Source organism: Streptomyces sp. B3I8 (assembly GCF_030816915.1).
Taxonomy (GTDB): Bacteria; Actinomycetota; Actinomycetes; order Streptomycetales; family Streptomycetaceae; genus Streptomyces.
The window spans coordinates 5910028-5936354 of the sequence record NZ_JAUSYN010000002.1; the positions used below are offsets into that span (position 1 = coordinate 5910028).

The following is a 26327-nucleotide window of genomic DNA, read 5'->3' on the forward strand; positions in this document are numbered from 1 at the left end:
TTCCGGGCGGGGAGGTGAGGGTCAGCGGCTGCGGTTGTTCCTGGCCGGCGGCTGCCGCGAGGGGACCGAGACCGTCGGCGCGGTCGCGTGCCGGGCAGCGAGGGTGTGGACGCGTTCTTCCAGCGCCCCGGCGACGTACAAGGCGAGCACGTCCGTGGTCTGGCGGGTGACGACGCTGGGGTCGAGGGTCGGGAGACTGCGCCCGTTGTCGATACGGAGTACGGGCTTCGGATCGGCGAGTGCACCAGTGAACGCGGCGACGACGTGAGGCGGGGTGTGCTCGCCGAAGCGGGCCTGCCACACCTTCTGATGCATGCCGAGGGTGACGGTGACGAACCAGGCTTCCAGATCAGCCGGTGTTCCCAGGCGCTCGATGTACGCCGTCTTGTCCGGGGAAACGAGGCCGTTGTCGCCGTACGGTGACCAACCGGTCTGTCGGAGTGCTCCGTACGGGTCGGAAGGCGCGTCAGCGGCTGGGGCCGGGTCGGTGAGGGCGTCGGTGACGGCGGCGATGAGTTCGACGGGGGTGCGGGCGCCGAAGCTGGCGTACCAGGCGGGCCGGTCCGGCTCGGCGGCGCGGTGAAGGGTCCACCACTGTCCGTCGGGGTCGGGCTCCAGGCGGAGGAGGGCCTTCTGGTCGGGGCTGGAGAGCAGGACGCGCGGCATCAGGGGGTCGTTGCCGTGGCTCCAGCCGCAGGCACGGTGGAGGGGGACGGTGATCCAGGCGGGGTCACCGCCGCCGGCGAGGTGGCGCGGGGTGATGAAGTCGACCTCGACGGTCTCGGGAGTCGCGGGCATGTTCACTTCCGTGCCGCGGTTCGCCGGATGGGCGCGGGGGCCGGTACTGGGGCCAGAGGCGAACGGGCCTTTCGAGCAGCGGTGTTGATCTCCCGGAGCGCTTTGCCGTGAGTGGCCCAGTCGTCGAGGTAGCTCCACGATTCGGCGTGATGCTCGGCGAGGGCGTCGTCGAATTCGGCCGTGCCGGGCTTGGCGGTGGCGGGGAGCGCGTCGCGGGTGACCAGCCATTGCTCGTGCAGTTCGTCGAGCCGGTCGAGGGCGTCGCGCAGGACGCCCAACTGGTAGACCCAGCGGCTTTGCACCGTGTTCTCCGGCAGCTGGGCCATCTGTGTCTCGGCGGTCGCCAGCAGGTGACGGGCGCCGTAGCGGAGCGGCTCGAACGCCTCGGCGGTGTCGGCGTCGCGCTGGCTTGCGCGCATGCCGTAGGCGTGGTCGTCGTGGGGCCAGCCGTCGAGGTCGGTGTGCTCGTCGGAGTAGGCGTCCCAGGCGTCGAGGATCTTCTTGCTGTCGCGCACGTAGTGGTCGAGGTGGCGCAAGAAGTCGCGGTGTGCGTGGTGGTCTCGGGAGATGGGGAGGGGTCCTGTCGGTTCAGCGGCGAGCGGCCAGCAGCGCGGTGCTGGCGTGCGCCGGGGGCGTCACGGTTTTCGTCTGCCGGCGGCGGGCGGAGCGTGCCTGTGCGCGGAGCGACTTGAGGCGAGTGGCGTGGGCGTCGACCACCTGCTGCGGGCGCAGCGGGCTGGGCTCCTGTACGGCGCTGTAGTGGCCGGTGCGGTCGTACATGCCTCGCTGGAGCGGGCTGCGGTCGGCCAGCGCGGTGAGGAACGCGCTGACCAGGTGGGTGGGGGTGTGCTCGTCGAGGTAGGCGTGCCAGATGCGTGGGCCGGGAAACTCTCCGTGGCCAGGCTCGCGGGTCTCGATGTGCCAGGACGGCCGGTCGTGGAATTCGCTCAGCGGGCGCAGTTCGATGTGACACATGGAGTCCGGCGAGCGCGCGGTGCCGTCCGAGTCGTGGTGCCAGCCCGCCGAGGTCACCGGCCGCCAAGGGTCCGGCTGCCGTGGCGGCGGGACGATGAGGGCGTCGGCGAAGGCGGCGAGGACCTCGGCGGGCACGAGTTCGCCGAACTCGGCGTACCAGCCGGGCTCGGTGTCGGTGGGCTCGGCCCGCAGCCGCCACCACGCGGAGGTGGTGGACTGCGGGTCGAACTGGAGACGGTGGCGAAGGTCAGGGCTGCACAGGACGATCTCGGCACTCAGGGGGTCGGAGACGGGACTCCATCCGGCGGCGGCCAGGCCGTGGGTGACGTGGCGGGCGTCTCCGGGGCCGGCGAGGTGGCGGGGGCTGGTGTCGAACGGGATGCGTCCGGCGTGCTTGTCGGCGAAGGCGGCGAGCTGCCGTTCGCTCAGCGGCACCAACAGCACCCCTGCTCGCTCGCCGGCGAACTGCCGTACAGCTGGCGCAGATCGTCCACGACGTAGTGGAGGGTGTGCTGGTCGGTCTGTTCCCACGCGGCCGTACGCAACTCGGTGATCAGGAGGTCGACTTGCGCGGTGCGGGGCGTGTCCGGGTGTTCCTGCACGGCACGGGCGAGGGCGCGCAGCGTGTCGGCGAGCTGGACGGGCAGGCCCGTGTACTCGTCGAGGAGAGGCTCAACGAGGGCGATGGCTTCCGCGGGGTCGGGGTTCTCGCGCAGGTAGTCGGTGAGGTCCGCCAGCGTTTCGGTCAGGGTGCGGATGGTGTCCGGGGTGAGTGCGGGCATCGGGCTCCTTGCAAGGGGGGCGGGGGTCAGCGGCGGGTCCGGGCGCTGCTGGTCGGGGTGTAGGGACGGGGGCTGGTACGCGGCCGGGTACTTCGGGCGCTGTTGCGGGCCCAGGTGGCGGCGCGGGCGGCCGTGATCCGGGCCTGCTGCCACGCACTGAGCTGGGAGGGTTTGACGGAGACCGACCAGGTACGGATCTGCGCGCTGTGCGGCACGCGTCCGCGCGGACGCATCACGGGATCGGGGCTGGCGAGTTCGGTCGAGAAGGCTTGCACCAGGTGCATCGGTGTGTTCGGCGTGAAGTTGGCCGTCCAGCCGTTGCCCTGCTTGTCCTGCGCTCCGGTCCACCACATCGCCGAGCCGTCGGCGCCCTGGTGGTACTGCATCCACGCGGTGCCGTCGGGGCTCGTCGCCATGTAGTGCGCGCCCTCGAAACGCGTGTGCCAGTTCTGCTCCTGCAGAGGTGCCCAGACGTTGGGGGCGTGGGCGGAGCGGGGGCGAGTGAGGGCGTCGGTCAGTCCGGCGACGATCTCCACCGGGGTCTGCCGGCCCAGGTGCGCCGACCACTCGCCGTTGGCACCATCTGCTTGGCCGTGGATGGTCCACCCGCCGGGAAGGACGTAGGGGTCGTAGGCGACGCGGACGGTCCGGTCCGGGCTCTCCATGTGCAGGGGGTCGCCCGACTTGGACTTGTCCCGCCAGCCCGAGGCGCGCAGGAACTCCGAGACGTGCCGGACGTCGCCGCCACCAGCCAGGGCACGGGGCTGGACGAGGTAGTGCTGCTCGGCCTGCTCGCCCGCCCCCCAGCCCTGCCACTGCTTCTTCTTCACCGGCGCCGCCGGACGACGAGCGGTGCGGGTGCCGGGGGCTTTGCCGCCGTGGTGGCGGGTTGGGCGCCGACGCGCTTGAGGGTGTCTTGGTGTTCGTCCAGGTCGAGGGTGATGTCGTGCAGTTCGTTCGAGGCACGGCCCAGAGCGAGCCACACCTCTGCGGGGAGCGCGCCTCGCTCTGCCTGGTCCTTGGCGAACACGCTTCCGGTGGCGACGAGGTGGTGACGCCGCCGAGGACTCCGGCGTCCGGGTCGAGAATGCGGGCGATGACCTGAGCGGCCTGGGTCGGGGGAAGCCGCGAGAGGTGGTCGGCGAGCTGACCGAGCTGGCGGGAGATCTCGTCGGCCAGTCTCACCGGGTAGGGGGCGGGGTGGGACATGCTCCTCCGGGTCGGTGGACGGTCAGTGGTTGTGGCGCTGCCCGACGCGCTGCGTCTCGGCGAGTACGGCCTCCGGGCGGGCGCCGGCCAGCGGGGAGGCGCGGTCGGGGCCGGCGGGAATGCAGGCGCGCAGATAGCGGCGGAACAGGGCCGTGGCGAGCCGGGGCTTGAGCCGGTCGCTGATCGGCGGGGGTGTGCGAGTTGCTACGGGTTTCTCCGGGAATCGGGCGGTGCGGTGGCCGGGCGGCCCCGGCGTCGTACCGGGGCCGCCCGGGCGTATTACGGGGTACGGCGGGCCTGTGCGGGGCGCGAGGGGGAGCCGGCCGGCGCCGGTTGCTGCGCGGCAGGGCGGGCCGTACGGGTGCGGATGTCGTGCACGGCCTGCCGGTAGGTGGCTTCGTCGAAGACGTCGGGCGTGCAGTTGACCTCATACCCGGCCAGGAGCAGGGCGGGGATGGTGCGGGTCGCCAGGCGCTTCTGCTCGTCGGCATCAAGGTGTTCGGGCACGGTGTGCCAGATGTAGATCGGGGCGTCCGTGGGGTATGCGTGGCGCTCCAGGCCGAGCTTTTCCAGCAGGTCGTGGAGCTTGGCTGGAGCGCCGGTCGGGGTGTCGGCGTGGATGGTGGTCGTCAGGGCCTTGATGTAGATCTCGACGTCTGTGCCGTACTCGTCGGCCAGGTTGGCCATGTAGTTCTTTCCGGGGTTAGCGGCGGCGGGATACCGAGGACTGGACGCGGCTCGGCGCCGGTGCCGTGGCCGGCCGCTGCGCAGGCCGTGCGGCGTGATTGCGGGCGTGGAGGATCACGCGGGCGGCCTCGCTCATGGATCTCGCGGTGTCCCCGAGCCGCGCGATCGGCTCGGGTTCCTCGCCGAGTGCCCCCGGGAGGTCACAGGCGGCCGTCCAGGCGCGGACGACCACTTCCCTGGTGAGGGGCAGCAGCCCTTGGACTGGGGCAGCGACCTCGGTCAGGACCTCTGCCACCTCACCGCTGGTCTCGGCGGCAGCGACCCGCTCGGCGAGCCGGGCCAGGTAGCGCAGGGCTGCCTCACGTTCGCCGTCCGGTGTGACCAGCATGTTGAGGGCGGGGTCGAGGTGGACGCTGTGACCGGCGGCGAGCAGGGCGTGTGAAGCGGTGGTTGCCTTCAGGCGCTGCTGCTCGGTGGGCAGGCCGTGCGGAAGCCGGTGGTAGTCCCCGCGAGGCCCGGCAACGGAGAGGAAGCCCCCGGTCCGCTGGAGGATGTCCGCCGCCTTCTCGGTGCCGCCGATGGCGACGACCAGGTCGGTGCGGGGATCCTTGGTGATGGTGACGTACTCCAACACCCAGAAGTCGGGCTCCGGCTGCTTCACCGAGACCTGGTGGTCGGCGTACGGCTGCCGGCCGGTACCGGCGGCATGGAAGCTGGGGCGGCGGTGGGCGCAATCCGGCCTGCGGGGTGCTGGAGGGCCGTGCCGATGCCGAGCGCGTCGAGTTGCGGGCCGATCTCGCGCAGGGCGCGGGCCTGGGCCTGGGTGTCGTCGCCGTTGAGGCGGTAGATGCCGCTGTGCGGGTCCTGGACGAAGCCGTGGGCCACGAGGACGGTGTCGGCACGGTCGTCGGCGGGGGCGGTGGCGACGCTGCCGTCCTGCTGCCAGGTCAGGACGACCCGGTCCGGCTGGGACGGCTGGATGCCGCCCAGGGCGTTGTGGCGGACCTGGGCGAGGGCGCTGTCGTAGCGGGCGAGCAGGTCGCCGGCGACCTGCTCGGCGCTCAGAAACGGGTCGTCGGCCAGCGCGATGCCGTTGGGCTCGGGGACGGCGCGGTACGCCTCGTCGGGCAGGGCGCGGGGGGCGACGGCGGCGACGAGGAATCCGTCGCGTCCGTCATGCCGGTCAAGGACGACAAGCTGGGCTCCGTCCGGGCGGCTCAGGACGGCGGCCTGCTTCAGCGGGTGCTCGGCGAGGGACGCGGCTACCAGGTCCAGGTCCCAGATGCGGTCGGCGAGTTCGGCGAGGTCGTCCTTGGCGTCCGTCGGGAGGTGGGAGCTGGTCCAGGTATCAGGGAGTTCGCCGGCGAGGACGTCGGCGTAGGAGGCGAGGCGCTCGGAGGTGTCGTGGTCGTGCATGGTGTCCTTGGGCAGGGTTGGAGTCAGCGGCGCAGTCCGGCGGCCAACGGGGGCGGCGGGGCAGGGAGCGCGCGCGGCGGGGGCGGGCAGGCGCACACGGCGGAGCGCTCTTGTTCGGTGGACGGAACTTCCCTGGTGCAGGTGCTGCGGCCGGGATGCGGGGCGTGCCGGTCGGCGAGCTTGTTGCGGAGGTAGGAGAGGTCGCCGTGGATTACGCGGAGATGCTCGTCAGCGATGTGGCGGAGCCGCTGGGCGATGTACTTGTCGGACGGGCCACCAAGCCCGTCATGGAAGTCGGCCGTGGCAGTGAGGACTTCGTCCAGCGCGGCGAGGATGCCGTCGTGGGCGGCGGTCAGCTCGGTCAGCGCGTCGGCCGCCTCGTCCGTGGTGGTGGCCTCGCGGACCCGCTCGGCGAGGTGGGCGACCGAAGCGCCGAGCGGCAGGTAACTGGCCGGACGCGAGTCGGTGTCGAAGACCGCGTCGCAGTCGACGTGGTATCCGGCGGCTGGGAGTCGGGCGACGGCATCGGTGCCGAGACGGGACTCGTCATCCGAGGCCAGACCGGTGGGGGCACGGTGGTAGGTCTCGTGGACGCGGACAACGGCGATGAAGCCCACGCGCTGCAAAATGCTGTGCGCCTCGGAGTCGCCGCCGCGGGCGAGCAGTTCTCCGGAGTGCGGGTCGCGGCGGATGTCCAGGAAGCGGTCGGTACGGAGCAAGGAGACGCTTCTCCTACGGCGATCGGTGGGCGGTGTGCCGGACGGCGGCCGGGACGGCGACGGCAGGTGGCTGAAACAGGTGGGCTGCGGTGCTGTCCAGGTCCTGCTGGATGGCGTCGAGGCGGCGGGCGATCAGCTCCAGGCGGTGCGCGGTATCGGTGCCGGCCGCTCCCGGCTGGCGGGCGATCCGGTGTGCGGTGTGCTCGACGAGTCCGCGCACCGTGGCCAGCGGGCCGGCCTGTTCGTCAGCGAGCTGCGTGAGGATGCCCGCGAGCTGGGCCGATGCCGTGGGCGCCGAGCGAATGGCAGGCCGCGGAGCGGGGCCGGAGCGAACGGGGATCAGATGGAGGTCCTGCTCAATGCGACGCGCCTCGTTCGCAAGGCGCCGCAGTCTGTCGGCGGGAGGGGTGTGCCATGCGCCGTCGAGGTGGATCAGGTTCGCGATCAGGTCGAGCCGCCCGGGCTGGGCTTGGACGGCGATCCACCGGCAGCCGTGATCTTTACCGGGAATCTCGATGCCGGCGGCCCGCGCGAGCCGGTGAGCGACTTCGGCCCACTCGGGTCCTGTCAGTTCCCGGTCGTGCGGGTGAAGGCGGATGCTGAGGTGGAGAATCGCCCGCCGGTCGTCTTCTGGGCTGGCGGTGAACGGGTGCTCCAGGTAGGGGTCTTCGAGGTGCTCGGCCCACTGGACGGCCGTCCAGGTCTTCTGCTCGTCGTCCAGGGTGAAGTAATCCAGGCCCGGCCAGTGGGCGACGACGGTGTACTCCGTCAGGCCCTCGTTCGGTGAGACCGGCCGGCCGAGCGCCTCTTCGAGCGGGTCCTGGGGCCGGTGGGTCCGCTCGTGCAGACGGGGGATCACCGGCCGCTCCGGATGTCGGCGATGTGCACGAGCTGGCCCAGGGCGGTGGTGGTGTACCAGCCGCAATCGATCAGCTCGTCGCGGCCGGCGAACCGCGCAAGGAGTGCGTCCTCCATGGCCCGCAGGTAGATCAGGCAGTCCGGGCAGCGGCGCGAGAGGTGCACGAGGTAGCGGGGGTGGCCGGTGACGTAGGACTGGGCGCCGCCGGTCGCATCACGCAGCCGCCACCCGTCCTCGTCGGTCGGGGTGTGCCAGGACGGGGCCACGACGCGCATCGCATCGCCCCACAGTTCCCCGTTGGCTACCCCTTTCAGGACGACGATGGTGTCGCCGGCCTGGAAGTGTGCGTGGGTGATGTCCCGGTTGAGGGTGAGCGGGTCGGGCGTCGGCGCGAAGGCCGAAGTGGGCGGGGGCTGGGACATGCGGTTCCTTCCACGCGGTCGGTGGCGGGGTGGGAGGAACAATGGTCCGGAGGAACGCCGGTTTGGCTAACCGGCGTTTCCCGGCTATGTTCCCCCGCCGTCAGCGGAACGGGTTCTCCGTCCCGCGGTCCGCCTCGGTGGCTGCGTCGAGGAGTTCGAGCAGGTCAGTGCCTTCGGCATCGCGCTGGTCGATCCACCATCCGACACGGGTGATGGAGCGGGCCTTCTCCTCCAGCTCCGCCCAGTCCGCCTCGTCCCAACTCCCCTCTAGGACCAGCGCGGTGTGCGCGGCCGTCATCAGCTGGTGTCGGGAGCGCTCGCCCCAGTCCAGGGCCTTCTCCGGGCCCTCCAACTGCGGCATGTCGAACTGCTTCGCCCACACGACGGCCGCCTCCTGCTCCGCGGTGCGCTTCGCCGCGAGCCACTCCTGCTTGGACTCGGTGTCGGTGTCGCGCGCCGCCTTCCAGCAGTCGGTGCAGTCCTTCGACGCGAGCCAGCGGGCGAAACCTGCCCGCTTGTCGGCAGGACGATTGGACAGGTCATGATCCACACGGTGGGAGCAGGCATGCTCCACGGTCCACTGCGTACGCACGGCCATAAACGAGTCTCCTCAAAAGGGTTGGAAAGTGGTGGGGTTGCGCCCTGAGCTGGGCGTCTTGTGCCGGCCTCGGAGTGGGCGGCGGTGTCGGCCGCGCGGCAGCTGTCCGGCGGGACAAGACGTCGGCGCGCGGCGAGAAGGACGGCGAGAGCGAAGGCCGCTTTAGCGGCGGGGAGCACAGCGCTGGCGAGCGGCTGCTCGGCGAGGCGTCCGGCCAAGGCGGTACCGGCGGACTGTCCGACGCCGACCGACAGGATCAGCCACGGGTACGCCTCGCTGGACCGGCCCGCCGGGGCAAGAGCGTCCGTGGTCACGTAGGCGCAGGCGATCACGGTCAAGAATGCACAGGGCAGGGCGACCGCGACGGTGGCCGCGATGGGTCCCGGCAGAGCCACCGGCAGGATCCACCCGGCGTTGAACACGGCACCGGCGGCAAGCAGCCGGGGCGGTGCTCAGCGGTGGCGGGCGGTCGTGCTGGCGCGGGGCGGTGGAGCGGGGGGCGTGGTGTCCACGGCGGGGCGTGGTGGGCGGACACGCAGCGCGGGGGTGCGGTGTGGGGGCAGGACGGCGACGGTCGCGCCGAGGTCTTCGGCCACTTCTTCGACTTCGCGGGTGAGGAACTCGATTTGCCGGCCCAGCGTTGAGAGGCGGGCAGCGATCTGGCGGCCCTGCACGGTCTCCAGGGCGCTGGCGAACTGGCTACTCGTTTCGAGGAGTTCCTGGAGGCGGATCATCGGGCCCGCGTCGTAGCCGCGGTGGACGGCGCCGAGGAGGGCTTCGGAGGCGTCTCCTGCGGTCTGGCCTTCGACGACGTCGCGGATGAGTTCCTGCAGGGATACCTCCGGGGCCGGTGCCGGGCGGTTGAACCGGGAGACGTCTGCGCGCAGCACGCCGGGCGGGACCGGGGCGGGCAGTACCTTCCCTGCCTCGTATTCGTGCGCGTAGTGCCCGATCACCTGCCAGCCCGGTGCGTCCGGGTCGCCTCGCAGCGCGACAAGCGTCGAGTCGTCGTCCTCGATCAGGTGGGCGAGGGTGATCGGCTGCCCGTCGGCGGCGTACCACGACTCGGTCAGCTCCAGCTCGCCTCGCTGCTGCGCTGCCTGGGCCATCTCGGTCCACATTCGCTGTTCCTCGTCGGTCAGCGGAGCCTTGTGGTGCTGGCCATCGCGTTGGTCGGCGAGGTTGCTGGCGATGGAGCTGTGGTCCACCCAGGCGGTGAGGTGGGGCCACAGGGCCGAGTGCTGAGCGCGTTCGGCCGGGGAGTCGGGGGCGGCCGGCCGGTCGAGGGCCCGGCGGATCTCGGCGGCGGAGGCGGCCAAGCCGTCCAGCACAGCCCGCCACCCGGCCAGGTGCCGGGCAGGTGGCAGCTCGTCGAGCACAAGGCGGGCGACATCGAGCAGAGCCTCGGCGTGCGGGGCGAGGTGGGTGGTGTACGCCTCCACCGCCGCCTTGTCGCGGTGCGCTCGTGCGGCTGCCGCGGCGCCCGGGTGGACGGTGCGGCCGAACCGGTCGCGTGTCAAGTCGAGCGCGACCTCGGTCTCACGGTCGATGACCGCCATCCGTAGCCGGAAGTCACGGACCCCATTGGCGAGTTCCGGTGCCGCCAAGGGGCCGTCGGCGACCGGATTACTCGCGGGCGTCATCGGGACCGCCCGCCGCCCGGAGCCGTCAGGTGGACGGTCGGAGCATAGGTGGGCTTCGGCGGGATCGGCCGAGCCGACGGCGGGGAGGTGGTGGGCGGTGCGGAGCGCTGCGTCGTTCGGCCGGCGGCGGCCTGGGCGAGACGGCTGCGGCGCTCCTGGAGTCCGTTGGGCCGGACGGGGCGTGGCGGGCCGGCGGCGAGAGATGGGTCGAGGCGGATGTCGGCCTGCACGGTGTAGCCCTGGCGGCGCAGATCGTGGACGGCCTGGCGGGTCCGGCGGGGACCGTCGCGCTCGGGCTCGCTGAGCCGGTACAAGCCGGGTTCATCGGGGACGGGCTCGAACTGTTCGCGCACCAGGTACCAGTGGGCGAGGTGCGCGGGCACGGAGGAGGTGAAGGAGGCGACGAAGCCGTGGGTGGCGTGGTCGCCGAAGGCGAAATGGGTGCCGGGTTGCAAGGGGGCGGGGTTCTCCTCGCGTTGTTGGAGTGGAACTGTCAGCGGCTGCGTTGCGCGAGCCGGCCCGCGGTGAGGGGGCTGGCCGGCGCGGCGACGGGAAGGGCTGGGCGGCGGTGAGGTGCGCTCACGCGGGCCTGGCGCAAGAACCTCTCGCCGTTGGTGAGCCAGGTCTCGATGGCCGGCCACGCGCGTGCACGGCGCTCCTGCGGCGGCACAGAACCGCCGTGGACGACCTCGTCGAGCAGGGTCTCGGCATCGGCCACGGCGTCGGCTAGGCGGGACAGCGCCGTGGCGTCGTCGGGCCACGGGCTGCTGTCAGGACGGCACCGGTCGATCAGCGTCGGGGCGTGGTCGACGACGACGAGGAAACGGCGCCAGGCATGGTCGAGGAATTCCTCGGTCGCGGAGCCGAGGGCGGCAGCGCTCAGGAGGGTGGCGTCGCAGTAGCGGCAGGAGGCGACCATGGCCTGCCAGGTGTCGCGCTCGGAGCGGATGTCCCCGAGTACGGCGGCGATGGCTGCGGTCCGGCGGGCATGGACGGCCTGCTCGTAGGAGGGCAGATATCGGTCGGCGACGGCCTGGGCCGCGCGACCGGCGAACGGCGGCAGGACGATGCTGCGCGGGGCGTGCGGATCGCCGTACCCCTCTTCGAGGCCCTCTGGAGCGAAGGCGCCGACCAGGTAGTCGAGTTGGCGGCCGGGGCGCTCGATGAACAGCAGCGTGGTGCCGTGCACCGTGTCGGTGAGCGTGGCGGCGTAGGGGATTCGCTCGCTCTGGAGGGCGCGGCCGAGTTCGCCGCTGTCCCAGATCCAGGGCACGAGGTCTTCCTGCCAGGAGGGGTGCGAGTAGATCTCGACTGAGGCATGCCACTGGCCTGGCAGCTGGCGGGCGAGGTCGCGGGCGGCATCGCCGATGAAGCGCCGGCTGCTCGTGTGCACGCTGGTGCGGTGCCGTTTCGCGCACGTGACCAGGTCGACCACGGTGGTCCCGGTGCCATCTGCCGGCAGGTGGTAGACGCCCTCGTCGTCTCGCCGGAAGCCGCTCTCCGCGAGGGCGGTGTGTGCCCACGGGTACTGCTCGCCCGAGGCGATGGCGACGATCCCGGACTCTCGGCTGTGCGACAGGATGATCTGCGCCTCAGCCATGGACCCGGTCCTCCCCGCGGCGCAGGGCGGCGCGCAGGCTGCGGCCGTAGGCCCAGGCGTGCGCCCGGGCCGCCACCTCGAGCTGGTCGTATCCGACCTGGGCCGTCATCTGCCCGTCCCATTTGCGATATCTGTATACGGGGACCGGCAGCAGGATTCCGGGCGCAAGAGTGGTCACGCCGAGGGCCGCGCAGTAGTCCTCGCCCTGGACGAGGCCGCCCATTGGAGCGGCACGCACGAGGTCGGTGCGGGCGAGGATCGTGGTCGGCCCGATGGGGATGGTGTCCGCCGGCGACTTCCAGTACGTCCACACGTCGCCGGCCTCGTGCCGGCCGGGCGGTGTGGGACATCGCCACAGAGTGGTCGAGCCGTCGAGGTGCTGGTCCTCGCTCCAGCCCGCACACCAGCCGACTCCGGTCGATTCCAGGGCGTTCAGCCGTACGGACATCGCGTCGTTCGGGAACTCATCATCGTCGTCGGCCCAGTTCAAGTACCGGGTGCGGACGTGGGCGAGGGCCAGGTTCCGGGCGCAGGCGGCGCCGACCGGCCGGGGCAGCACCAGCGTGCGGACGCGAGGGTCCTGCGCGAGCGGGGCCGGCAGACGGTCGGGCGAGGCACCGTCCAGGGCGATCACGGCCTCCCACGGCACGGACTGCCGGGTAAGACTGGCGTGCATGGCAGTCAGATAGTCCAGCCGGTCTTCGCGCAGGCGGCTGGAGATAACGACGGTGATCAGGGGCGTGGTGTGCGGGGACAGGGAGGGCTCCGGGAAGACGAGGAGAACTAGCGGCGGGCGGCGGGGCGCGGGGTGCTGGCCTTCGCCGGGGTTGCGGCGGGGGCGCTCGGGGGCGGCGTGCTGCGCGATGCCCGGATAGTTGGCGCGGGGTCGAGGGAGGACCAGGCCGACGGGTGGTCGTTGAAAACGGTGTGCGGGTCGGTGTCCCAGTCCACGACCGGGCCGATGTCCTCGTTCAGGAGGCTGATCCCCTCGACGCCCTCCTTGTTCAGGACGTACCCCCACTGCATGTCCTGCTTGTCGGCGGTCTCGTCGGTGACCGACATGCGCACCGGCGGGGAGCCGTCCGGGGTGATCAGGTGGTCGAGGGTACGGCTGGGCCACTGCTCGCCGCCGGTCAGCGCGGCCACGAGTGCGGGCGGCGCATTGTCGAGGAGATCGGTGCCCAGTTCGTCCCAGCCGACGGCGACGTCGTCGATGAGGTGCCGGCACATGGTCTCGACGTTGCGTCCGAACTTGTACTGGTAGGCGGCCAGGAGCAGGGGAAGGTGGTGGCTGGGTACGCCGTCGAGCTGGACGTGGATGCCGCTGTATCCCGTGCCGACGGTGGGTCGGGCGATGAAGGAGCGTGTGGACAGGGAGTTCTCCAGATCGAGCAGGGGGCGGGGGATGTTCGGAGGCCATCAAGGTGCGCGCGGGTGCGTCTACGCGCGGTCCGACCAGGACGGGACCGGTGGGCCGGAGGCGTCGGTGCGGGCGCAGGTGTAGCCGATCAGGCGGGAGGGTTCGGCCTTCGCGGGGACGGTGGCGGCGTCGTTGCACACGAACGTGTACGTGATGGAGGTGCGGGGCACGTCGTGGAGCCAGGCCCGGTCGTCCTTGCCTGGGTTGATTTGCAGGCCGGAGTGCGCGACGGCGTCGGTCTGGGTGTGCGTGTGGGAGAAGAGGATCAGCGCGCCGCCGTCGGTGGTTTTGAGGGCGTAGGCGTCCTCATAGCGGTTGGCGGCGCCGGCGAAGACGGTGGTGCCCTGGTTCCCGTAGCGGGTGCCGGTCTTGTCGTGAACTTCGATCTGCTGCTTGCTCGCCTTGGCCGGGGCGAAGACCTTGGTCCCGGTGTCCTTGCCTCCGGTGGCGAAGTTGTCGAGCACGGCGGTGCGCAGCAGGGTGGCGCCCGCTGCCAGCTGCTTGTTGCCGTCGGCGGCGACAGCCGTCGCGTACCCGTCGCGGTCGAGGGCAATGTCCGGCAATTCCGGGCTGTCGAGGTCGACAATGGAGACCAGTTCCCAGCGCTCGTGCTGGGGGCGTTCGGCGAACACGCCCAGACGCGAGGGTGCCTTGCCCGTTTGGTCCGAGAGCGCGGCGGCGAACCAGCGGTCCTGCCCGGCGGCCAGGCGCGGGATGTACAGCTTGGCGTCTGCGGAGTCGTAGGACCACGGCTTGTACGGCTTACGGTCCGCCGCGGGGAGCCCTTCGGTCTCGGTGTAGTCCGAGACGGACATCGCGTACAGAGGTCCGTCCTCGACCGTGTCGAGCAGGGCGCGGTTCCGGACAGCGTTGGCCGCGTTGTTGATCTTCGAGTAGTGGGTGATGACGTCGCGGGCCTCGGCGGCGCTGAGGGCCGGGGCGGGGTCCGGGGCAGTGCTGGCCTTGGGCGTCTGCTGGGTGCGGGTGGTGCCGTCGTCGTCGGAGCAGCCGGTGAGGGCCAAGGCGAGGCAGGCCGCGCCGATGAACAGCGGCAGGGTACGGCGAGTGGTGCGGATGGAGGCTCCAAGGATCTACGGGGAGGGAGTGGATCAGCGCGTACGGCTGGTCGTTGGCGCGGCCTTCGGCGATGTCGGCGGAAGGGCTGCGGTGGTCGTGGGCGCCGAGTGGCGCAGGTTCACACCGATGCCCTTGGCCGTGAGCTGCTGGACCACGCCGTGGACACGAAGCGCGCGACCGCTGTCCCCGTACGCGGCGGGCAGGAGGAACGCTGCTTGGTGTGGGTGGTACTGGAAGCCGTGGGCGTACAGCGTCATGCGGGCATCGACCGGCACGCTCTCGTACGGTGCGCCGAGGGCTCCGTCGCTGTACAGGGTCAGGGTGAGGACCTGATCGACCTGTGGCGGGCCGGGCCGGTGCGGGGGGTCGGGCTGGTTCGTCGCGTTGGCGAGCACAGTCTGCAGGGCCTGCCCGTAGCGGGGCAGCAGCCTCCGGGCGACTTGCGCCGCCGCCCGCACGACGTCCTTGGGAACGGCGATGCCATTGGGTTCCTCGACCGCGACGAAGTGGTGGGGCTTGATGTGCGTGCCGTCGGGGGCGAGCGGGGCGACGACGAACTGGTGCGGGTAGAGGGGCCGGTCGGTCACGTACAGCCGCTGGTCGGCCGGCCCGTGGAGCACTGCGTCGTGGGTGAGGACGTACTGGCTGACGATGTACTCGACGTGGCCGGTGTCCCAGAGCTGCTCGGTGCGGGGGAACTGGTCCGCGTACTGCCCGTAGCGCTGATATTCGCTGGTCCAGGTGCCGGGCAGGCGGGCGGCAAGGCCGACGGCGAACGCGGACAGGTCGGTGCGGGGTGACGTCATGTGTTCCTGGAGGGAGGCGATGGTCCGGCCTCAGCGCATGTGCCGCGGCTGTGCCGGCGGGAGGGCCCGCGGGGGAAGGGAGGGCGCACGAGCCGCGGTGGAAGGGAGCCGCGGTGCCGGCACGAGCGGGGTGAGTGCCCGCATCCGGTCCTCGGCCACGTGCAACACCTCTCCGAGATTGCGGATCTCGGCGGCGGCGTCGGCGAGGTCGTAGAACAGGTCGAAGCCGTCGTCCTCCACTGCCTCCTTGGCCTTCTCCCCGGCTGCTTCGAAGAACTCGCCGAGCCGTTCGAGCAAGCCGTTGATCGGATCCAGGATCTGGTGGAGCAGGGCAGCCGCATCCGCATGCGACTCGGCTCCGTTGAGCCGGTCGGTCAAGGCGAGGATTGCGTCGCCATAGACGTAGTTGCGAGCGTGGTCTGCTGTGTCGGGGACACCCGGGACCTGGCGCGGGTGGGGTGTCGACTGAGCTGGGTGCACAGGTGAGCCTTCGTGGGGCACGACGGGATGCGGCAGCAGCCCGAGCTGGGTAAGGCGATGGTCGATCGCCTCGATCAGGGGCTGGGCGCTGCCGCCATGGCGGGCTTCGGGCCGCTGCGGAGCACCGGGGTCGCCGGAGGGAGCCGAGTCGTAGAGGACCTCGAACAGCGACTGGTCGTCGGGGTGCTCACGGGTCGCGATCCAGCCCTCCGGGTTTCCCGGCTGGCGCTCGGAGGGGGGCTCCTGCGGCGGGCTGATGATCAGGTAACTGTCGTCGGGGAGCGACACACGCACGATGTAGGCGCTGAGGCCGAACTCGATGTCGCACTCCAGCCCACGCTCTCGCAGCGGTGTGGTGATGTGCGCGTGACGGCGCCACAGCTCCTGCCACCACGAGGTGTCCACGTTGCGGTGGTTCGGAAGCGGCGCGAGCCGAGCTGCGCGGTGGGCGTCTGGAGTGCTCTGCTCGTCAGCGGCCACGGCTCCTCCTGCGGGAGGCTGGCGATCGGTGCGAGGGCGGTAGCCGGCGAGCGGGGTCGGCTTCCGGCTTCGATGCCGGACTGAAGTCGAGTTCGTACTCGTCGTAGGTGGCGATCAGGCCGTGTTCCATCTGGGCTTCGCGGTCGGCGATCTGTGCCATGAGGTCGTCGTGCTCGGCTTGGCACTGCTGGTATTCGGCCCAGTCGGCGTCGCTGAAGTGGGCGGGGCGGTTCAGGGGACTCCTCGTGAGGGGCGGCCAGGGTTAACGGTGGAGACCACTCGGTCTGGGCAGCGGTGGTGCCACGGTGCTCTCGCGATGGGAGGGCGCGGGGAAGCAGCGGTGGAAGTCGAGGTGGCGGGTGGCTGACCCCTCGGCGGTCAGCGCCGTGGCCCTGCGGGGCCGGGCTGCGGGCCGGGCGGGGCCGGGGGCGGTCCGGGCGCAGTGCGGGTTTGCTTCAGGAGCGCGTCGAGGTCCGGGGCCGGGTCGTAGTGCGCGCGAAGGATCTTGAGATCCGCTTCGGTGGCCATGGCCAGTCCGGAGGCAATATTGCTGGCGGCGCCGCGCAGTAGCCAGGGCGGTGACTCGGGTTCGGCTCCCCGGTTTTGGCCCCGCCACTTCGCCGTGGTGCCCAGGTGATCGATGACCTCGCCGAGGAACGGGGCGACGGCGTCCAGCAGGGCATTGAGTACGGTGCTGAACTCGGCCGGCGTCTCGGCTGCGTCCAGAGCCGCGCGGTAGGGGCTCAGGTCCGGGGCGGGGAAGGGCTCGTGCGGCAGGGGGTGCCGGGTCCGGAAGGCGGCGGCATCGCGATCGGCCCAGCGGTGCAGGTCGCCTCGGGTGGCGGAGCGGGTGTGGTAGGCGTGGATCTGGTCGGAGGTGCGGCCGACGTTGTCGTAAAGCTCGAAGTCGGGGTTTTGCAGGGGTTCTCCAAGTCTCGTGTGTCACAGGTGCCGTCGGATGGGGGCTGTTGTACCTGACGGAGGTGCATGGGAAGTGAGAATCCGTCAGTCGGAGTGAACTCGGCCCTGTCTGTAGGCCGTCAGTTCGGCGGCGGCGTGCTGGCGATGGGGTGGCTGCCTAGCAGAGAAGCGTTGGTCTTGAACTGGTTCGCGGTGGCGTAGATCGCGGTACGAGCGTGCTCGATGTCCTGCTGCAAGAACAGGAGCAGATCCTTCGGGGCTTCGATCTGCGCGTCCGTGACGGGCGCGAAGAAATGATGGTGGGAGCTGATCTGGTCCATGGCCTTGGCCAGGTAGTGGTGGGCGAGCCCCAGAGGCGCGGCACACTGGCGAATAGCCGTCGCGTGCATGTCGCGGTCGCTGCCCTTGCCGTTGAAACTGGTGACCAGGTCATCGGCGATGCAGTTCAATTCCCAGGTGATCTGCGCGAGCGCCGCATCGATCGCGTCGCTGATGGCCTCGCCCTGTCCTCCGGCGACGGACTGCGGAAGTTGGTCTGCGAACCTTTCGAGGCTCCGCGCCGCTGCCCGGAGGTAGCCGGGGTTGGTTCTACGGATGTCATGGGGGTAGGTGGAGGTGTCGTACATCCCTGTCCTGTATGTATCCCTGAACCGGTCGGGATCGGCCTATTTGCGCAAAATGTCATGTTTTCAATGCATCCGGGCATCGGTGTCGAAGAGCGCCAGCTCGTACGCGTGCAGGAGGTGCTGCACGATGAAAGATCGTCCGGCGACTTTCCACAGGCCACGCCCTCGGTTGAGGTGGGCGATGGCATCCATTTCGACGGAGGTCAGGCCGAGCAAAGAGGCCGCGGCGTGGAGTTGGTCGGTCTCCTGGCGGTAGATGATGCGGGTGGAGCAGTCGGCGAGGAGTCCTTCGGCCAGCGCCCGACCCTGTGATCCGGCGTCGCCGGCGGTGAGCAGGTCAGACAGCCGGTGGATCACCATGAGGTTGGCGATGCCGAGGCCGCGGCTGAGCTTCCACTGGGCCTGCATGCGCTGGAGCAGTCCGACGTGTCGCATCAGGCGCCATGCCTCGTCGTACACGATCCAGCGCCGGCCGCCCTTGGGGTCGGAGAGGGCGGACTCCATCCAGGCGGAGGCGCAGGTCATCGCCAGGACGAGGGCGGTGTCGTCGCCGGAGCCGCCGAGGCGGGACAGGTCGATGGTGAGCATCGGCGCGTTCGGGTCGAAGGCGACGGTGGAAGGGGCGTCGAACATGCCGGCCAGGTCGCCGTGGACGAGGCGCCGCATGGCGTGGGCGAGGTCGCGTGCTGCGTCGCCGAGTTGGCCCGACATCATCCCGGCGGCTTCGTCGAGTGCGCTGGGGTTGTTGAGGGTGGCGGCGACGTCGCCGAGGAGTGGGGCGCGGTGCGTGTCGGCGGCGCGGGTGACGACGGCGTCGAGGGCGATGTCCAGGGCGGTGTGTTCCATGGGCATCAGGTCCCGGCCCAGGACGGTCCGGGCGAGAGAGCCGAGCAGGAGCAGGCGCCGCTTACGGATCTCGCCGACCCAGTCGGTCTCGGAGACGCTCTCCGGGCGTGGGGCTGCGTCCAGGGGGTTCAGCCGTCCCGGCAGTCCGGGACCGAGGGCGACGGACCGGCCGCCGAGAGCTTCCGCCACCGGCGTCCACTCGCCTTTCGGGTCACACGGCACGTAGACGCGGTATCCGAAGGCCACCGAACGCAGCGCGAAGGACTTGGCGAGCGCGCTCTTGCCCTGGCCGATCACTCCGGCGAGCAAGAGGTTCGGGTTGGTGAACCCCTCGACCTTGCCGTACAGCGCGAACGGATCGAAGACGAAGCTAGCCTCGGCGTGGACGTCGCGGCCGATGTAGATGCCCTCGGCGCCGAGGCCACCTTCGGCCAGGAACGGGTACGCGCCGGCGGCCACGGCCGTCGTCATGCGGTGGGCGGGCAGCTTCATCCGGTTCCCCCGCGCGGAGGCGGGACCGGGACGCCCGCTCAGGGGGTGGAGCGCGGCGGGCATCTGGTGCTCGGCTGACGTGGTCTCGCTCTGGTGGGCGCTGGCTTCGGCGCGGGCCTTGGCGGTGGCCTCGGCGAGCTGGCGGCGGGCAGCTTTGCGGCTGGCACGGTCGGTGCCGTGGGGGGTGAACAGGGGGCTGGCGGAGGCGCGGCGGGCGCGACGGGCTGGCCGGTGGCTCATCGGGGGCCCTCGATTCTGCGGGTGGTGCTCATCGCACGCAGGCCGTGGTGTGCGGGCGAAGGTCGGTGGGGGTGGTCTTGCGGCGGATGACGTGTCCGGCGGTGAGGTGGCGCTGGCAGATCGTCAGTGCGGGCGGCCCCTCGGGTAGCTGCTCTGGATGGCACGCGCTCGCCTCGGCGTCTGCCACGGTGGTGCTGGGCAGCAGGTGGAAGGCGGCGTGAACCTCGCTGGTGGCCTGCCAGAGGCGGGTGTGCGCGCTGGCCAGGTGGCGGCCGGCGACGGGGTGTGGCGGACGGGTGGTTTCGGCGAGGCGGTCCAGGAGCTGGTGCAGGGCGGTGAGGTGTGCGTGGAGCACGTCAAGGTGCAGGCGGTCCGCCGGCCGGGGTGGGGTCGCGTCCGACGAGGCAAGGGCCCGGGTGTGGTGGCGGACTCCGGCGCTCGCGGCGCGGAGGTAGGGGTGCGCGTCGTCCGGAGGTGTGCGGGAGGTCAAAGGTGGTGGTCCTTCCTGCCGGGAGGCAGGGGCAGCGACGGGTGGTCCGTCGCGGGTGATCGAAGAGCAGCGGGCCAGGGTGCCGGCGGCGGGACGGGCTCACAGGGCAGTCCGTGCGAGCGGGAGCGCGGTGAGGGTGAAGGCGTCCGGCTGCTGGTAGTTGAGCCGTCGGAGATCGACGCCCGAGGTGACGGCGTGGGTCTCGATCTGTGCGCAGGCGGCGTCCAGTAGCGCGTCGGTCTCGGCGGTGACGGTGACCAAGCCGGTCAGCGCCACGTCGGCATGCCCGGCGATGAGCTGGCGCTCACGCTGCTTGACGTCGGCGTACTCGACGGAGTCTTCCTCGCTGTCGACCTGCCCCCGGCGGGCCCTCTCGTTGGCGTCGGCGATGATCGCCGCCTTCTTCCGCTGGACGTCCCGCAGCGCTGATTCGAGCCCCTGCGGCACGTATATAAGGGAGAGGCTGCGGCGCACGCCGGCCGTGAACATGATCCCGTGCAGGAACCCGGCTCCCATTTCGGTGCGCGGCCAGTTCTCCACCCAGTACGTTGCGTGCCGTGCGCTGTCGGTGGCGAGGCGGTCGTACTCCTCGAACTGGACGACGGGCCCGGCGGCGGCAGGGGCGGCCTCGGCGCGGCCGGTCTCGGACCACTGCTGGAGTGCACCGAGCGTTTTCGGGTCGTAGGCGGTGCGGATGACGGCGGCGATCTCCCGCGAGGTCAGCCATCCGGTGACCTGGAGTCCGGCGTTGCGGGCGGCCTGGGCGATGGACGCGGTGGTCTGCTCCATGACGGTGAACGCCCCGGGCAGCCCGCCGCCGGCCTGGTTGATCAGGCGCCGGGCGGCCTTGAGGTCGAGGGAGATGGCGAGGTAGGTCTCGTGCGGTGCGGCGGCGGGGCCTGCCGAGGCGACCAGTTCGGAGTAGATCTGTCCGGCGACGGGGGTCTGGGGCTGTCCGTTCTGGGTCCAGTGGCGGGTGAGGGTGTCGCCGCTGTCGGGGACGGTGCGCTCCAGCACCTGGACGGTGGCGATGTGCCCGGTGCGGGCGATGCCCGCCAGCGCACGTCCCCAGCTGCTCACGTTGTGGTTCTGCGTGGCGGGGTCGAGGAGGGCGAAGGCGCGGCTGCTGATGCGGGCGATGGCGGTCAGTGTCTGCTGATGAGGGTCGTGGACAGCCGCGGCCTGATTGGCCGAGTCGCCGGGGGTAACGACCTTGAGGGAGGCGGCGGTGCCGGGCAGGTGGAGGATTCCGTCCTGCCGGGGCCGGGTGACGGGCCGGGCGAGCCAAAGGGTCTGGCCGGTGCGGCGGCGGTGCGCGTAGCGGGCGACGATCGGCGCCCAGTCGATCAGGGAGCGGCCATGCCGGCGGATCGCGACGAGCGCACCGGCTGCCGCCCACAGCGGGGCCAGGGCAACGGCGCCGAGCAGTCCGGTGGAGATCACCGTCATCAGCAGCAGCGCCAACGTGCACGAAACGAGGACGAGTTGAGGAAGGGAAAGGCCGAGGAGGATGCCGCGGCGGGACCGGTGCGGGAACTTCACCGTGACCGGGGCGACGGAGAAATCAGTCAAGGGGCGGGTCCTGGAGGCGCGGGTGGAACCCGGGGGCGGGAGGTGGCGTGCACTCCCGCCCCCGGGAGTCGGGCAGGGGATCAGAGACCGGTCGGAGGCGGCGGCGGTCCGCTCGCCCCGCTTGACGCGGCGTTCTGTGAACCGGAGGACGGTGGTGCGCCCTGCGGCGGCGGGGTCGTGGTCGGCGCCGTGGACTGCCATCCGCCGCCCTGGCCGGACGCGGCGTTCGCTCCGGCTCCGCCCGGCCCCGGGCTGCCTCCCACCTGGCCGCTGGTGTTGTCGGACGCGCTCGTCGGCGCGGGCTGGACGGCCTTCTCCAGACCGGACTTGACGGCATCGCCACCGGGCGAGCTGCCCGTTCCGCCGCTTTGTGAACCTTCCTTGCCCTCTCCGCCTCCGCCTGACGGGGTGGCGGCAATGTCGCCGGGGAAGCCGCCTCCGCCAGCGGCGTCGGGGCCCTGCGGTGCCGCGCCTGCTCCGGCTGCAGCGCCACCGGTTCCGGCAGTGGCCGCAGCCGCGGCGGCCTTACGGGCGGCCTTCTCGGCATGCGCCTTGGCGATCTGCGCTCCGGCTCCGCCAGCGCGGTGGATGGACTCGCCGTCGGTCCCGTCGGCCGCCCAGTGCACGAACTTGAAGACGGCGTACGGACACAGCAGCACCAGGATCATGATCACGATGCCGGACATGACATCGGCGAGGGCCGCGACGCCGTCCTTCGCCTCCGTCTTGCCCATGGCGGCGATGCCGAGCACGAAGATCACGGTCATCAGCAGCTTGGAGACCACGAGGGTGGCGGTGGCCTCGATCCAGCCCTTGCGCCAGCGCCGCGCGACCTCCCACCCGCCGCCGGCGGACGCGAAGACAGCCAGCGTGACCATGACCAGGATGCCGACCTTGCGGACCATCATCACGCACCAGTACAGGAAGGCGCCGATGGCGGCACCGAGGCCGACGACGACCGGGACGAGCCAGCCCAGCCCGGCTAGGGACCCGATTTGGCTGACCTTCACGATGCGGCGCACGGCCGACCCGATGTTCAGGTGCGCGGTCTTGAACAAGCCGTCGGAGACGGCGTCGACCACCTCGACGGCGACCGTGGTCAAGGCGATGGCACAGAAGGCGAACAGGACGCCGCTCATGGTGCCGGTGAACGCCTGTGTCAGGGCTTGTCCGTCGCGCCGGACGGCGGCCCGGACCAGCTGCGCGCAGAACGTGGCGACCAGCAGGACCAGGCCCAGTGGCAGCAGCATCTCGTAGTTATCGACGAACCACGATGCGTTGAGGTCCACCTTCGTGGTGGTGTCGACTGCCTCGGCGGCCAAATCGGCAGCGGCGGCTGCCAGTTCACCGGCAGACTTTGCCATCCAGTCACCGATGGCTTTGCCGGGGTCCGAGGCGAAATCCACCGCGTCTCCGACGGCGCACAGCTTGTCTGCCAGGGGGTAATCACAGAAACCCACGAGAGAGTTGCCCCTCCTTTCTTGAATCAGGCGCGGGTCACTGCGTGACGCTCGGAGCGATGGCGGCCAGGGAGCAGTCGTGGCCGGGGCGGCACTGAATGGCGAGAGTCACGGCCCGTTCCTCGGCCCCGCCGCCGCCCTTCTTCCAGGCGATCTGCTGCTTGCCATTGACGGTGACGACGTAGATGTACGCCTCGGCGATCGCGGACGGGTCGTCGGCCAACGCCCGCTTGAACGCGCCGGGGTAGTGGCCCTCGGTGACGCTGGCGGTGGCGTGCTGGTCCTGGTCGGCCATCCGCGACCACAGCAGCGGATCGGGAACCTGGCCGGAGACGGACGCCCAGTCGGCGTACTTGGTCTCGGTGGTCATCCAGGCGCGCATGCCGACGAGTTGCTGGTCGTGGCTGGTGTCGCGGGTGTCGTAGGACCACAGCATCTGCGTGGCTGCCTTGGCGTAGGTGACCGGATCGGCGATCTGCGGAGGCTTGGGCACGGAACCGGATCCGGAGGAAGGCTTCGGTGCGGCTTCGGAGGCGGTCGGGCTGCCGGTCGGGGCGGGCGCATCGGCGGCCGGGGTCTGGTGGCCGTTCCTGCCGGCGGACAGCAGGGCGACGATCCCGGCGATGGCGAGCAGGGCGGCGACGACGCAGGTGACGATCGCGATGCGCCGGTTGGCCGACCAGCCCGCTCCGTACGAGGACAGCGAGAAGGCGGGGAATCGATTCCGCATTAGTGGACCTGCGCCCCCAGGCCGGAGAAGAAGGCCACGATTCCGTTCGCGGCGCCCAGACCGAGGGCGGCGCCGGCGGCTACGACCGCGCCCTTCTTGCCGTTGGCTTCGGCCTGGTGACCACCGGTGTGGTGGCCCCAGGCCCATACGCCGAGCGAGACGGCGAGGGCGCCGACGACGGCGATGATGCCGAACATGTTGATCGAGTTGACGACGTTCTTCAGCACGCTCAGGCCGGGCAGACCACCGCCCTTGGGTGAGATTCCTGGGTCGTAGGCGAGCTGGATGACGCGGTCGGCGAGAGGAACGGACATAGGTGTGGCGGGGCTCCTTGCATACGCGGGTCAGGCGAGGACCTGCGGGAAGGGGAAAGCGGAGAGGGGAGGTGCGCCTGGGACGCGGAAGTGGCCGCGACGGCGACCCCACCCGGGGCGGTGCCGGGCGGCGGCGGCCTCAGAGGACGCGGCGGGCGGCGAGGATCGTCCAGTCCTTGATCGGAGTGATCCGGACCGGCTTGGTGGTGCGGGGCGCCTCGATCACGAGGCCCTCGCCCATGTACATGCCGACGTGCTCGGGCCGGGCGGCGGCGCCGCGGCTGAAGATCAGGTCACCGGGCTTGAGTTGGGCGGGCGATACCGCCTTGCCCTCGTTGACCTGCGTGTACGTGGTGCGGGTGAGTGTCACGCCGGCGTGGGCGTACGCCTGCTGCATCAGGGAGGAACAGTCGCAGCGGCCCATGGGGTCGGGGCCGTGCGCGTTGGTGCAGGAGCCGCCCCACTGGTAGAGCGTGCCGAGTTGCTGCATCGCCCAGGTGATGGCCTTGCGCGCCCGCGGATCAGCGTCCTTGGGGATCTTGTAACCCTTGGGGACGCTCCCCTCGGGGATCCGGCCGAAGCCGGAGCCGTCCTGGCCCGGAGCACAGCCGGTGGTGCCGGGCGACGCCTGCTTGCCCTGGTCCGCGTCCTTGCCGTCCTTGTCGTTGCCACCCGGGAAGGTCTTGGCGATGGCCTCTTGCAACGCAGTGGCCAGGTTTTCCCACTGGGCGTACGCGTCCGGCAGCCCGGACTTCTGCACGGCTTGGGCAGCCTGGGTTACGGTCATCTGCTGCCAGCCGTCGACCTTGAGCAAGTGCTTGTAGAACTGCTCGGAGGCGTAGACCGGATCGCGGATCTGCTGGGCGCTGCCCCAGCCCTGGGAAGGGCGCTGCTGGAACAAGCCGAGCGAGTCGCGGTCCCCGTAGTTCAGGTTGCGCAGCCGGCTCTCCTGCATCGCCGTGGCGAGCGCGATGATCTGTCCCTTCTTGGGGACGTCGAGCGAGAGACCGGCGGCCACGATCGTCTGTGCGTTGGGAACTTGCTCGGCGGGCAGGTCCAGGCCCTCGACGTGGACGTCTTTGGCGGACGCGCCGTCGAGGATCTTGGTGACCTGTTCGGCGACCTTGCCGGTGTCGATGTCGGTCGAGCAACTGCTGAAGGAGCCGCTGCTCTGCACGGCGTCGGCGGAGGAGGCCAGCATCATGCCGGTGCCGGCGATCAGGATCGGGGAGAGGAAGACGACGCCGATGCCGGCGGCGAGCCCCTTCAACCCGAGCGGACCGCTCGCCGGTCAGCGATGTCGGGCAGAGGTGGGTAACGAGACGTCATGAACGTGTCCTTCGGGGGTGCGGTGTCCGGCGAGCCGCGTGCGCGAAGCGTGTCGGAAGGCCGCGGCGGCCGGGGTGGGCGATCGGGACGGGCCGGCGCGGGCGAGTTGCCGCTCGCTCTGCGAGGCCGGACCGTGAGCTAGGTGTGCCGGGGCAAGGGGTACCTCCGTGAGGCGTGGCGGGAATAGCCAGCGGCGGTGTGCGCCGGGCGGTTCAAAAACAGTAGGCGCAGATCGGCGGTTGACCAAAAAGTCGGCGTGAGGTGCCGGAATCCGATACCCCAGCACAGCACTTCTTGGTCGTCGGCGGATTCGCCTCTACAGTTTTTGGACTCCCTCTCTCCCACCTCGGTCTGTGGCCCTGGGCTTCTGTATGCCCACTTCCGGCCCGCGAGGTTTCTGCACGAGACGGGCAGTTCCCTCCGCGATTCCGCACCCGAATAGGGGTTCCTCTTTGCCTTTTTCCCTGCACCAGGGCGACGCCCTCAGCGTTCTCGCCGGCCTCCCGGACGGTTGCGTCGACTCCGTCATCACCGACCCGCCGTACAACTCCGGCGGGCGGACCGCGAAGGAGCGCACCACCCGCTCCGCGAAGCAGAAGTACACCTCCGGTGCCGCCCAGCACGCTCTGCCGGACTTCACCGGCGAGAACATGGACCAAAGGTCGTACGGGTTCTGGCTGACGCAGATCATGACCGAAGCCCACCGCCTCACCCGCAGCGGCGGCACCGCGCTGCTGTTCACCGACTGGCGCCAGCTCCCCGTCACCACGGACGCGATCCAGGCGGCCGGATGGCTCTGGCGCGGAGTGTTGGCCTGGCACAAGCCGCAGGCCAGGCCGCAGAAGGGCCGGTTCACCCAGAACTGTGAATTCATCGTCTGGGCGTCCAAGGGAGCGATCGACGGCTCCCGCAACCCCGTCTACCTGCCCGGCCTCTACAGCGCGTCGCAGCCTTCGGGGGCGAAGCGTCAGCACATCACGCAGAAGCCCGTCGAGGTGATGCGCGAGCTGGTCAAGATCAGCCCCGAGGGCGGCACGGTTCTCGACTTCTGCGCCGGCTCCGGCTCCACGGGCGTCGCCGCCCTGCTGGAAGGCCGCGACTTCATCGGCGTGGAGAAAACCGAGCACTACGCGTCGATCGCGGCCGACCGGCTCACCGAGACGATCCGTGAAACGCTCACCCAGGACGACGTGGTTCTCACCGTCTGATCCGCTCCGCTGTATTTCGCTCCGGAGCCCCGCGCACCCTCCCAGTCTTTTCCGGATCCCGCCGGGACGTTCGTGCAACCCTCCGGCGGGTCCGTGCGCCGTGGATTCCGCCCACCTGCCATCTCGCG

General features: G+C 70.8%; 31 protein-coding genes and 1 pseudogene. 2 read left to right on the forward strand and 30 right to left on the reverse strand.

What is annotated here, in order from left to right:
* Positions 1 to 21: 21 nt before the first annotated feature.
* The 22 genes and pseudogenes from QFZ64_RS28260 to QFZ64_RS28365 form a co-directional block, all read right to left on the reverse strand.
* A complete protein-coding gene (locus QFZ64_RS28260) occupies positions 22 to 798 on the reverse strand; it encodes a DUF317 domain-containing protein (RefSeq protein ID WP_307070346.1) in 777 nt (258 codons plus the stop codon).
* Positions 799 to 800: 2 nt separating this feature from the next.
* Complete coding sequence (locus QFZ64_RS28265; protein ID WP_307070347.1) at positions 801 to 1334, reverse strand: hypothetical protein; 534 nt, start codon at positions 1332 to 1334, stop codon at positions 801 to 803.
* A 52-nt stretch (positions 1335 to 1386) separates the two neighbouring features.
* Positions 1387 to 2208, reverse strand: a complete 822-nt coding sequence (locus QFZ64_RS28270) for a DUF317 domain-containing protein (RefSeq protein ID WP_307070348.1) — start codon at positions 2206 to 2208, stop codon at positions 1387 to 1389.
* Entirely contained in the window at positions 2199 to 2555 is a 357-nt protein-coding gene (locus QFZ64_RS28275; RefSeq protein WP_307070349.1) for a hypothetical protein, read from the reverse strand. Before QFZ64_RS28275 ends, QFZ64_RS28270 begins: the two co-directional genes overlap by 10 nt.
* 26 nt (positions 2556 to 2581) lie before the next feature.
* On the reverse strand, positions 2582 to 3385 hold the full coding sequence (locus QFZ64_RS28280) for a DUF317 domain-containing protein (protein ID WP_307070350.1): 804 nt from the start codon (positions 3383 to 3385) through the stop codon (positions 2582 to 2584).
* A pseudogene (locus QFZ64_RS28285) lies at positions 3382 to 3764 on the reverse strand (hypothetical protein). The gene QFZ64_RS28280 and the pseudogene QFZ64_RS28285 overlap by 4 nt, the downstream one beginning before the upstream one ends.
* A gap of 279 nt (positions 3765 to 4043) precedes the next feature.
* A complete protein-coding gene (locus QFZ64_RS28290) occupies positions 4044 to 4451 on the reverse strand; it encodes a hypothetical protein (RefSeq protein WP_307070351.1) in 408 nt (135 codons plus the stop codon).
* A 16-nt stretch (positions 4452 to 4467) separates the two neighbouring features.
* Positions 4468 to 5112: a hypothetical protein gene (locus tag QFZ64_RS28295; protein ID WP_307070352.1), complete on the reverse strand. Its 645-nt coding sequence runs from the start codon at positions 5110 to 5112 to the stop codon at positions 4468 to 4470.
* Positions 5109 to 5867, reverse strand: a complete 759-nt coding sequence (locus tag QFZ64_RS28300) for a hypothetical protein (RefSeq protein ID WP_307070353.1) — start codon at positions 5865 to 5867, stop codon at positions 5109 to 5111. Before QFZ64_RS28300 ends, QFZ64_RS28295 begins: the two co-directional genes overlap by 4 nt.
* 23 nt (positions 5868 to 5890) lie before the next feature.
* A complete protein-coding gene (locus QFZ64_RS28305; protein ID WP_307070354.1) occupies positions 5891 to 6586 on the reverse strand; it encodes a hypothetical protein in 696 nt (231 codons plus the stop codon).
* 13 nt (positions 6587 to 6599) lie between these two features.
* A complete protein-coding gene (locus tag QFZ64_RS28310) occupies positions 6600 to 7445 on the reverse strand; it encodes a relaxase/mobilization nuclease (RefSeq protein WP_307070355.1) in 846 nt (281 codons plus the stop codon).
* Positions 7442 to 7867: a hypothetical protein gene (locus tag QFZ64_RS28315; protein ID WP_307070356.1), complete on the reverse strand. Its 426-nt coding sequence runs from the start codon at positions 7865 to 7867 to the stop codon at positions 7442 to 7444. The genes QFZ64_RS28310 and QFZ64_RS28315 overlap by 4 nt, the downstream gene beginning before the upstream one ends.
* Before the next feature lie 100 nt (positions 7868 to 7967).
* Positions 7968 to 8465 carry a hypothetical protein gene (locus QFZ64_RS28320; RefSeq protein ID WP_307070357.1) on the reverse strand — a complete coding sequence of 166 codons (498 nt, stop codon included), beginning with the start codon at positions 8463 to 8465 and terminating at the stop codon, positions 7968 to 7970.
* A 452-nt stretch (positions 8466 to 8917) separates the two neighbouring features.
* Positions 8918 to 10108 (reverse strand): hypothetical protein, encoded by a 1191-nt coding sequence (locus QFZ64_RS28325; RefSeq protein ID WP_307070358.1) that lies wholly within the window; start codon positions 10106 to 10108, stop codon positions 8918 to 8920.
* Positions 10105 to 10563 carry a hypothetical protein gene (locus QFZ64_RS28330; protein WP_307070359.1) on the reverse strand — a complete coding sequence of 153 codons (459 nt, stop codon included), beginning with the start codon at positions 10561 to 10563 and terminating at the stop codon, positions 10105 to 10107. Before QFZ64_RS28330 ends, QFZ64_RS28325 begins: the two co-directional genes overlap by 4 nt.
* Before the next feature lie 38 nt (positions 10564 to 10601).
* Positions 10602 to 11708, reverse strand: a complete 1107-nt coding sequence (locus QFZ64_RS28335) for a hypothetical protein (RefSeq protein ID WP_307070360.1) — start codon at positions 11706 to 11708, stop codon at positions 10602 to 10604.
* Positions 11701 to 12444 carry a glycosyltransferase gene (locus QFZ64_RS28340; RefSeq protein ID WP_307071899.1) on the reverse strand — a complete coding sequence of 248 codons (744 nt, stop codon included), beginning with the start codon at positions 12442 to 12444 and terminating at the stop codon, positions 11701 to 11703. Before QFZ64_RS28340 ends, QFZ64_RS28335 begins: the two co-directional genes overlap by 8 nt.
* 47 nt (positions 12445 to 12491) lie before the next feature.
* On the reverse strand, positions 12492 to 12938 hold the full coding sequence (locus QFZ64_RS28345; protein ID WP_307070361.1) for a hypothetical protein: 447 nt from the start codon (positions 12936 to 12938) through the stop codon (positions 12492 to 12494).
* Positions 12939 to 13148: 210 nt separating this feature from the next.
* Positions 13149 to 14150 carry a hypothetical protein gene (locus QFZ64_RS28350; protein ID WP_307070362.1) on the reverse strand — a complete coding sequence of 334 codons (1002 nt, stop codon included), beginning with the start codon at positions 14148 to 14150 and terminating at the stop codon, positions 13149 to 13151.
* 87 nt (positions 14151 to 14237) lie between these two features.
* On the reverse strand, positions 14238 to 15011 hold the full coding sequence (locus tag QFZ64_RS28355; RefSeq protein WP_307070363.1) for a hypothetical protein: 774 nt from the start codon (positions 15009 to 15011) through the stop codon (positions 14238 to 14240).
* A gap of 30 nt (positions 15012 to 15041) precedes the next feature.
* Positions 15042 to 15971 carry a hypothetical protein gene (locus QFZ64_RS28360; protein WP_307070364.1) on the reverse strand — a complete coding sequence of 310 codons (930 nt, stop codon included), beginning with the start codon at positions 15969 to 15971 and terminating at the stop codon, positions 15042 to 15044.
* Entirely contained in the window at positions 15961 to 16131 is a 171-nt protein-coding gene (locus tag QFZ64_RS28365) for a hypothetical protein (protein ID WP_169808460.1), read from the reverse strand. The genes QFZ64_RS28360 and QFZ64_RS28365 overlap by 11 nt, the downstream gene beginning before the upstream one ends.
* A 473-nt stretch (positions 16132 to 16604) precedes the next feature.
* Between QFZ64_RS28365 and QFZ64_RS28370 the strand changes: the two genes are divergently transcribed.
* Positions 16605 to 16949, forward strand: coding sequence for a hypothetical protein (locus tag QFZ64_RS28370; protein ID WP_307070365.1), 345 nt, complete (start codon positions 16605 to 16607; stop codon positions 16947 to 16949).
* A gap of 62 nt (positions 16950 to 17011) precedes the next feature.
* On the opposite strand, the gene QFZ64_RS28375 is transcribed toward QFZ64_RS28370, so the two are convergent.
* The 8 genes from QFZ64_RS28375 to QFZ64_RS28410 form a co-directional block, all read right to left on the reverse strand.
* Positions 17012 to 17518 carry a hypothetical protein gene (locus tag QFZ64_RS28375; protein WP_307070366.1) on the reverse strand — a complete coding sequence of 169 codons (507 nt, stop codon included), beginning with the start codon at positions 17516 to 17518 and terminating at the stop codon, positions 17012 to 17014.
* A gap of 63 nt (positions 17519 to 17581) precedes the next feature.
* On the reverse strand, positions 17582 to 19096 hold the full coding sequence (locus QFZ64_RS28380) for a VirB4 family type IV secretion system protein (RefSeq protein ID WP_307070367.1): 1515 nt from the start codon (positions 19094 to 19096) through the stop codon (positions 17582 to 17584).
* Positions 19097 to 19124: 28 nt separating this feature from the next.
* Complete coding sequence (locus QFZ64_RS28385; RefSeq protein WP_307070368.1) at positions 19125 to 19586, reverse strand: DUF6238 family protein; 462 nt, start codon at positions 19584 to 19586, stop codon at positions 19125 to 19127.
* A gap of 99 nt (positions 19587 to 19685) precedes the next feature.
* Complete coding sequence (locus QFZ64_RS28390) at positions 19686 to 21158, reverse strand: SCO6880 family protein (RefSeq protein WP_307070369.1); 1473 nt, start codon at positions 21156 to 21158, stop codon at positions 19686 to 19688.
* An 80-nt stretch (positions 21159 to 21238) separates the two neighbouring features.
* Positions 21239 to 22618 (reverse strand): ATP-binding protein, encoded by a 1380-nt coding sequence (locus QFZ64_RS28395; protein ID WP_307070370.1) that lies wholly within the window; start codon positions 22616 to 22618, stop codon positions 21239 to 21241.
* Between the two features lie 37 nt (positions 22619 to 22655).
* Complete coding sequence (locus tag QFZ64_RS28400) at positions 22656 to 23348, reverse strand: hypothetical protein (RefSeq protein ID WP_307070371.1); 693 nt, start codon at positions 23346 to 23348, stop codon at positions 22656 to 22658.
* Positions 23348 to 23662: a DUF6112 family protein gene (locus tag QFZ64_RS28405; protein ID WP_067230003.1), complete on the reverse strand. Its 315-nt coding sequence runs from the start codon at positions 23660 to 23662 to the stop codon at positions 23348 to 23350. Before QFZ64_RS28405 ends, QFZ64_RS28400 begins: the two co-directional genes overlap by 1 nt.
* A gap of 139 nt (positions 23663 to 23801) precedes the next feature.
* On the reverse strand, positions 23802 to 24932 hold the full coding sequence (locus QFZ64_RS28410) for a C40 family peptidase (protein ID WP_307070372.1): 1131 nt from the start codon (positions 24930 to 24932) through the stop codon (positions 23802 to 23804).
* Between the two features lie 511 nt (positions 24933 to 25443).
* On the opposite strand from QFZ64_RS28410, the gene QFZ64_RS28415 reads away from it, so the two are divergent.
* The gene (locus QFZ64_RS28415; protein ID WP_067230008.1) at positions 25444 to 26199 is read left to right on the forward strand and encodes a site-specific DNA-methyltransferase; all 756 of its coding nucleotides are present in this window, start codon (positions 25444 to 25446) and stop codon (positions 26197 to 26199) included.
* The last annotated feature ends 128 nt before the right edge of the window (positions 26200 to 26327 follow it).

Coding starts and splice junctions, on each gene's coding strand:
- QFZ64_RS28345 (WP_307070361.1), bottom strand. CDS start 12,938: ATGTGCCGGCACCTCATCGACGACGTCGCCGTCGGCTGGGACGAACTG.
- QFZ64_RS28375 (WP_307070366.1), bottom strand. CDS start 17,518: ATGTACGACACCTCCACCTACCCCCATGACATCCGTAGAACCAACCCC.
- QFZ64_RS28365 (WP_169808460.1), bottom strand. CDS start 16,131: ATGGCACAGATCGCCGACCGCGAAGCCCAGATGGAACACGGCCTGATC.
- QFZ64_RS28300 (WP_307070353.1), bottom strand. CDS start 5,867: ATGCACGACCACGACACCTCCGAGCGCCTCGCCTCCTACGCCGACGTC.
- QFZ64_RS28335 (WP_307070360.1), bottom strand. CDS start 11,708: ATGGCTGAGGCGCAGATCATCCTGTCGCACAGCCGAGAGTCCGGGATC.
- QFZ64_RS28400 (WP_307070371.1), bottom strand. CDS start 23,348: ATGCGGAATCGATTCCCCGCCTTCTCGCTGTCCTCGTACGGAGCGGGC.
- QFZ64_RS28275 (WP_307070349.1), bottom strand. CDS start 2,555: ATGCCCGCACTCACCCCGGACACCATCCGCACCCTGACCGAAACGCTG.
- QFZ64_RS28315 (WP_307070356.1), bottom strand. CDS start 7,867: ATGTCCCAGCCCCCGCCCACTTCGGCCTTCGCGCCGACGCCCGACCCG.
- QFZ64_RS28260 (WP_307070346.1), bottom strand. CDS start 798: ATGCCCGCGACTCCCGAGACCGTCGAGGTCGACTTCATCACCCCGCGC.
- QFZ64_RS28320 (WP_307070357.1), bottom strand. CDS start 8,465: ATGGCCGTGCGTACGCAGTGGACCGTGGAGCATGCCTGCTCCCACCGT.
- QFZ64_RS28380 (WP_307070367.1), bottom strand. CDS start 19,096: ATGAGCCACCGGCCAGCCCGTCGCGCCCGCCGCGCCTCCGCCAGCCCC.
- QFZ64_RS28325 (WP_307070358.1), bottom strand. CDS start 10,108: ATGACGCCCGCGAGTAATCCGGTCGCCGACGGCCCCTTGGCGGCACCG.
- QFZ64_RS28290 (WP_307070351.1), bottom strand. CDS start 4,451: ATGGCCAACCTGGCCGACGAGTACGGCACAGACGTCGAGATCTACATC.
- QFZ64_RS28405 (WP_067230003.1), bottom strand. CDS start 23,662: ATGTCCGTTCCTCTCGCCGACCGCGTCATCCAGCTCGCCTACGACCCA.
- QFZ64_RS28355 (WP_307070363.1), bottom strand. CDS start 15,011: ATGACGTCACCCCGCACCGACCTGTCCGCGTTCGCCGTCGGCCTTGCC.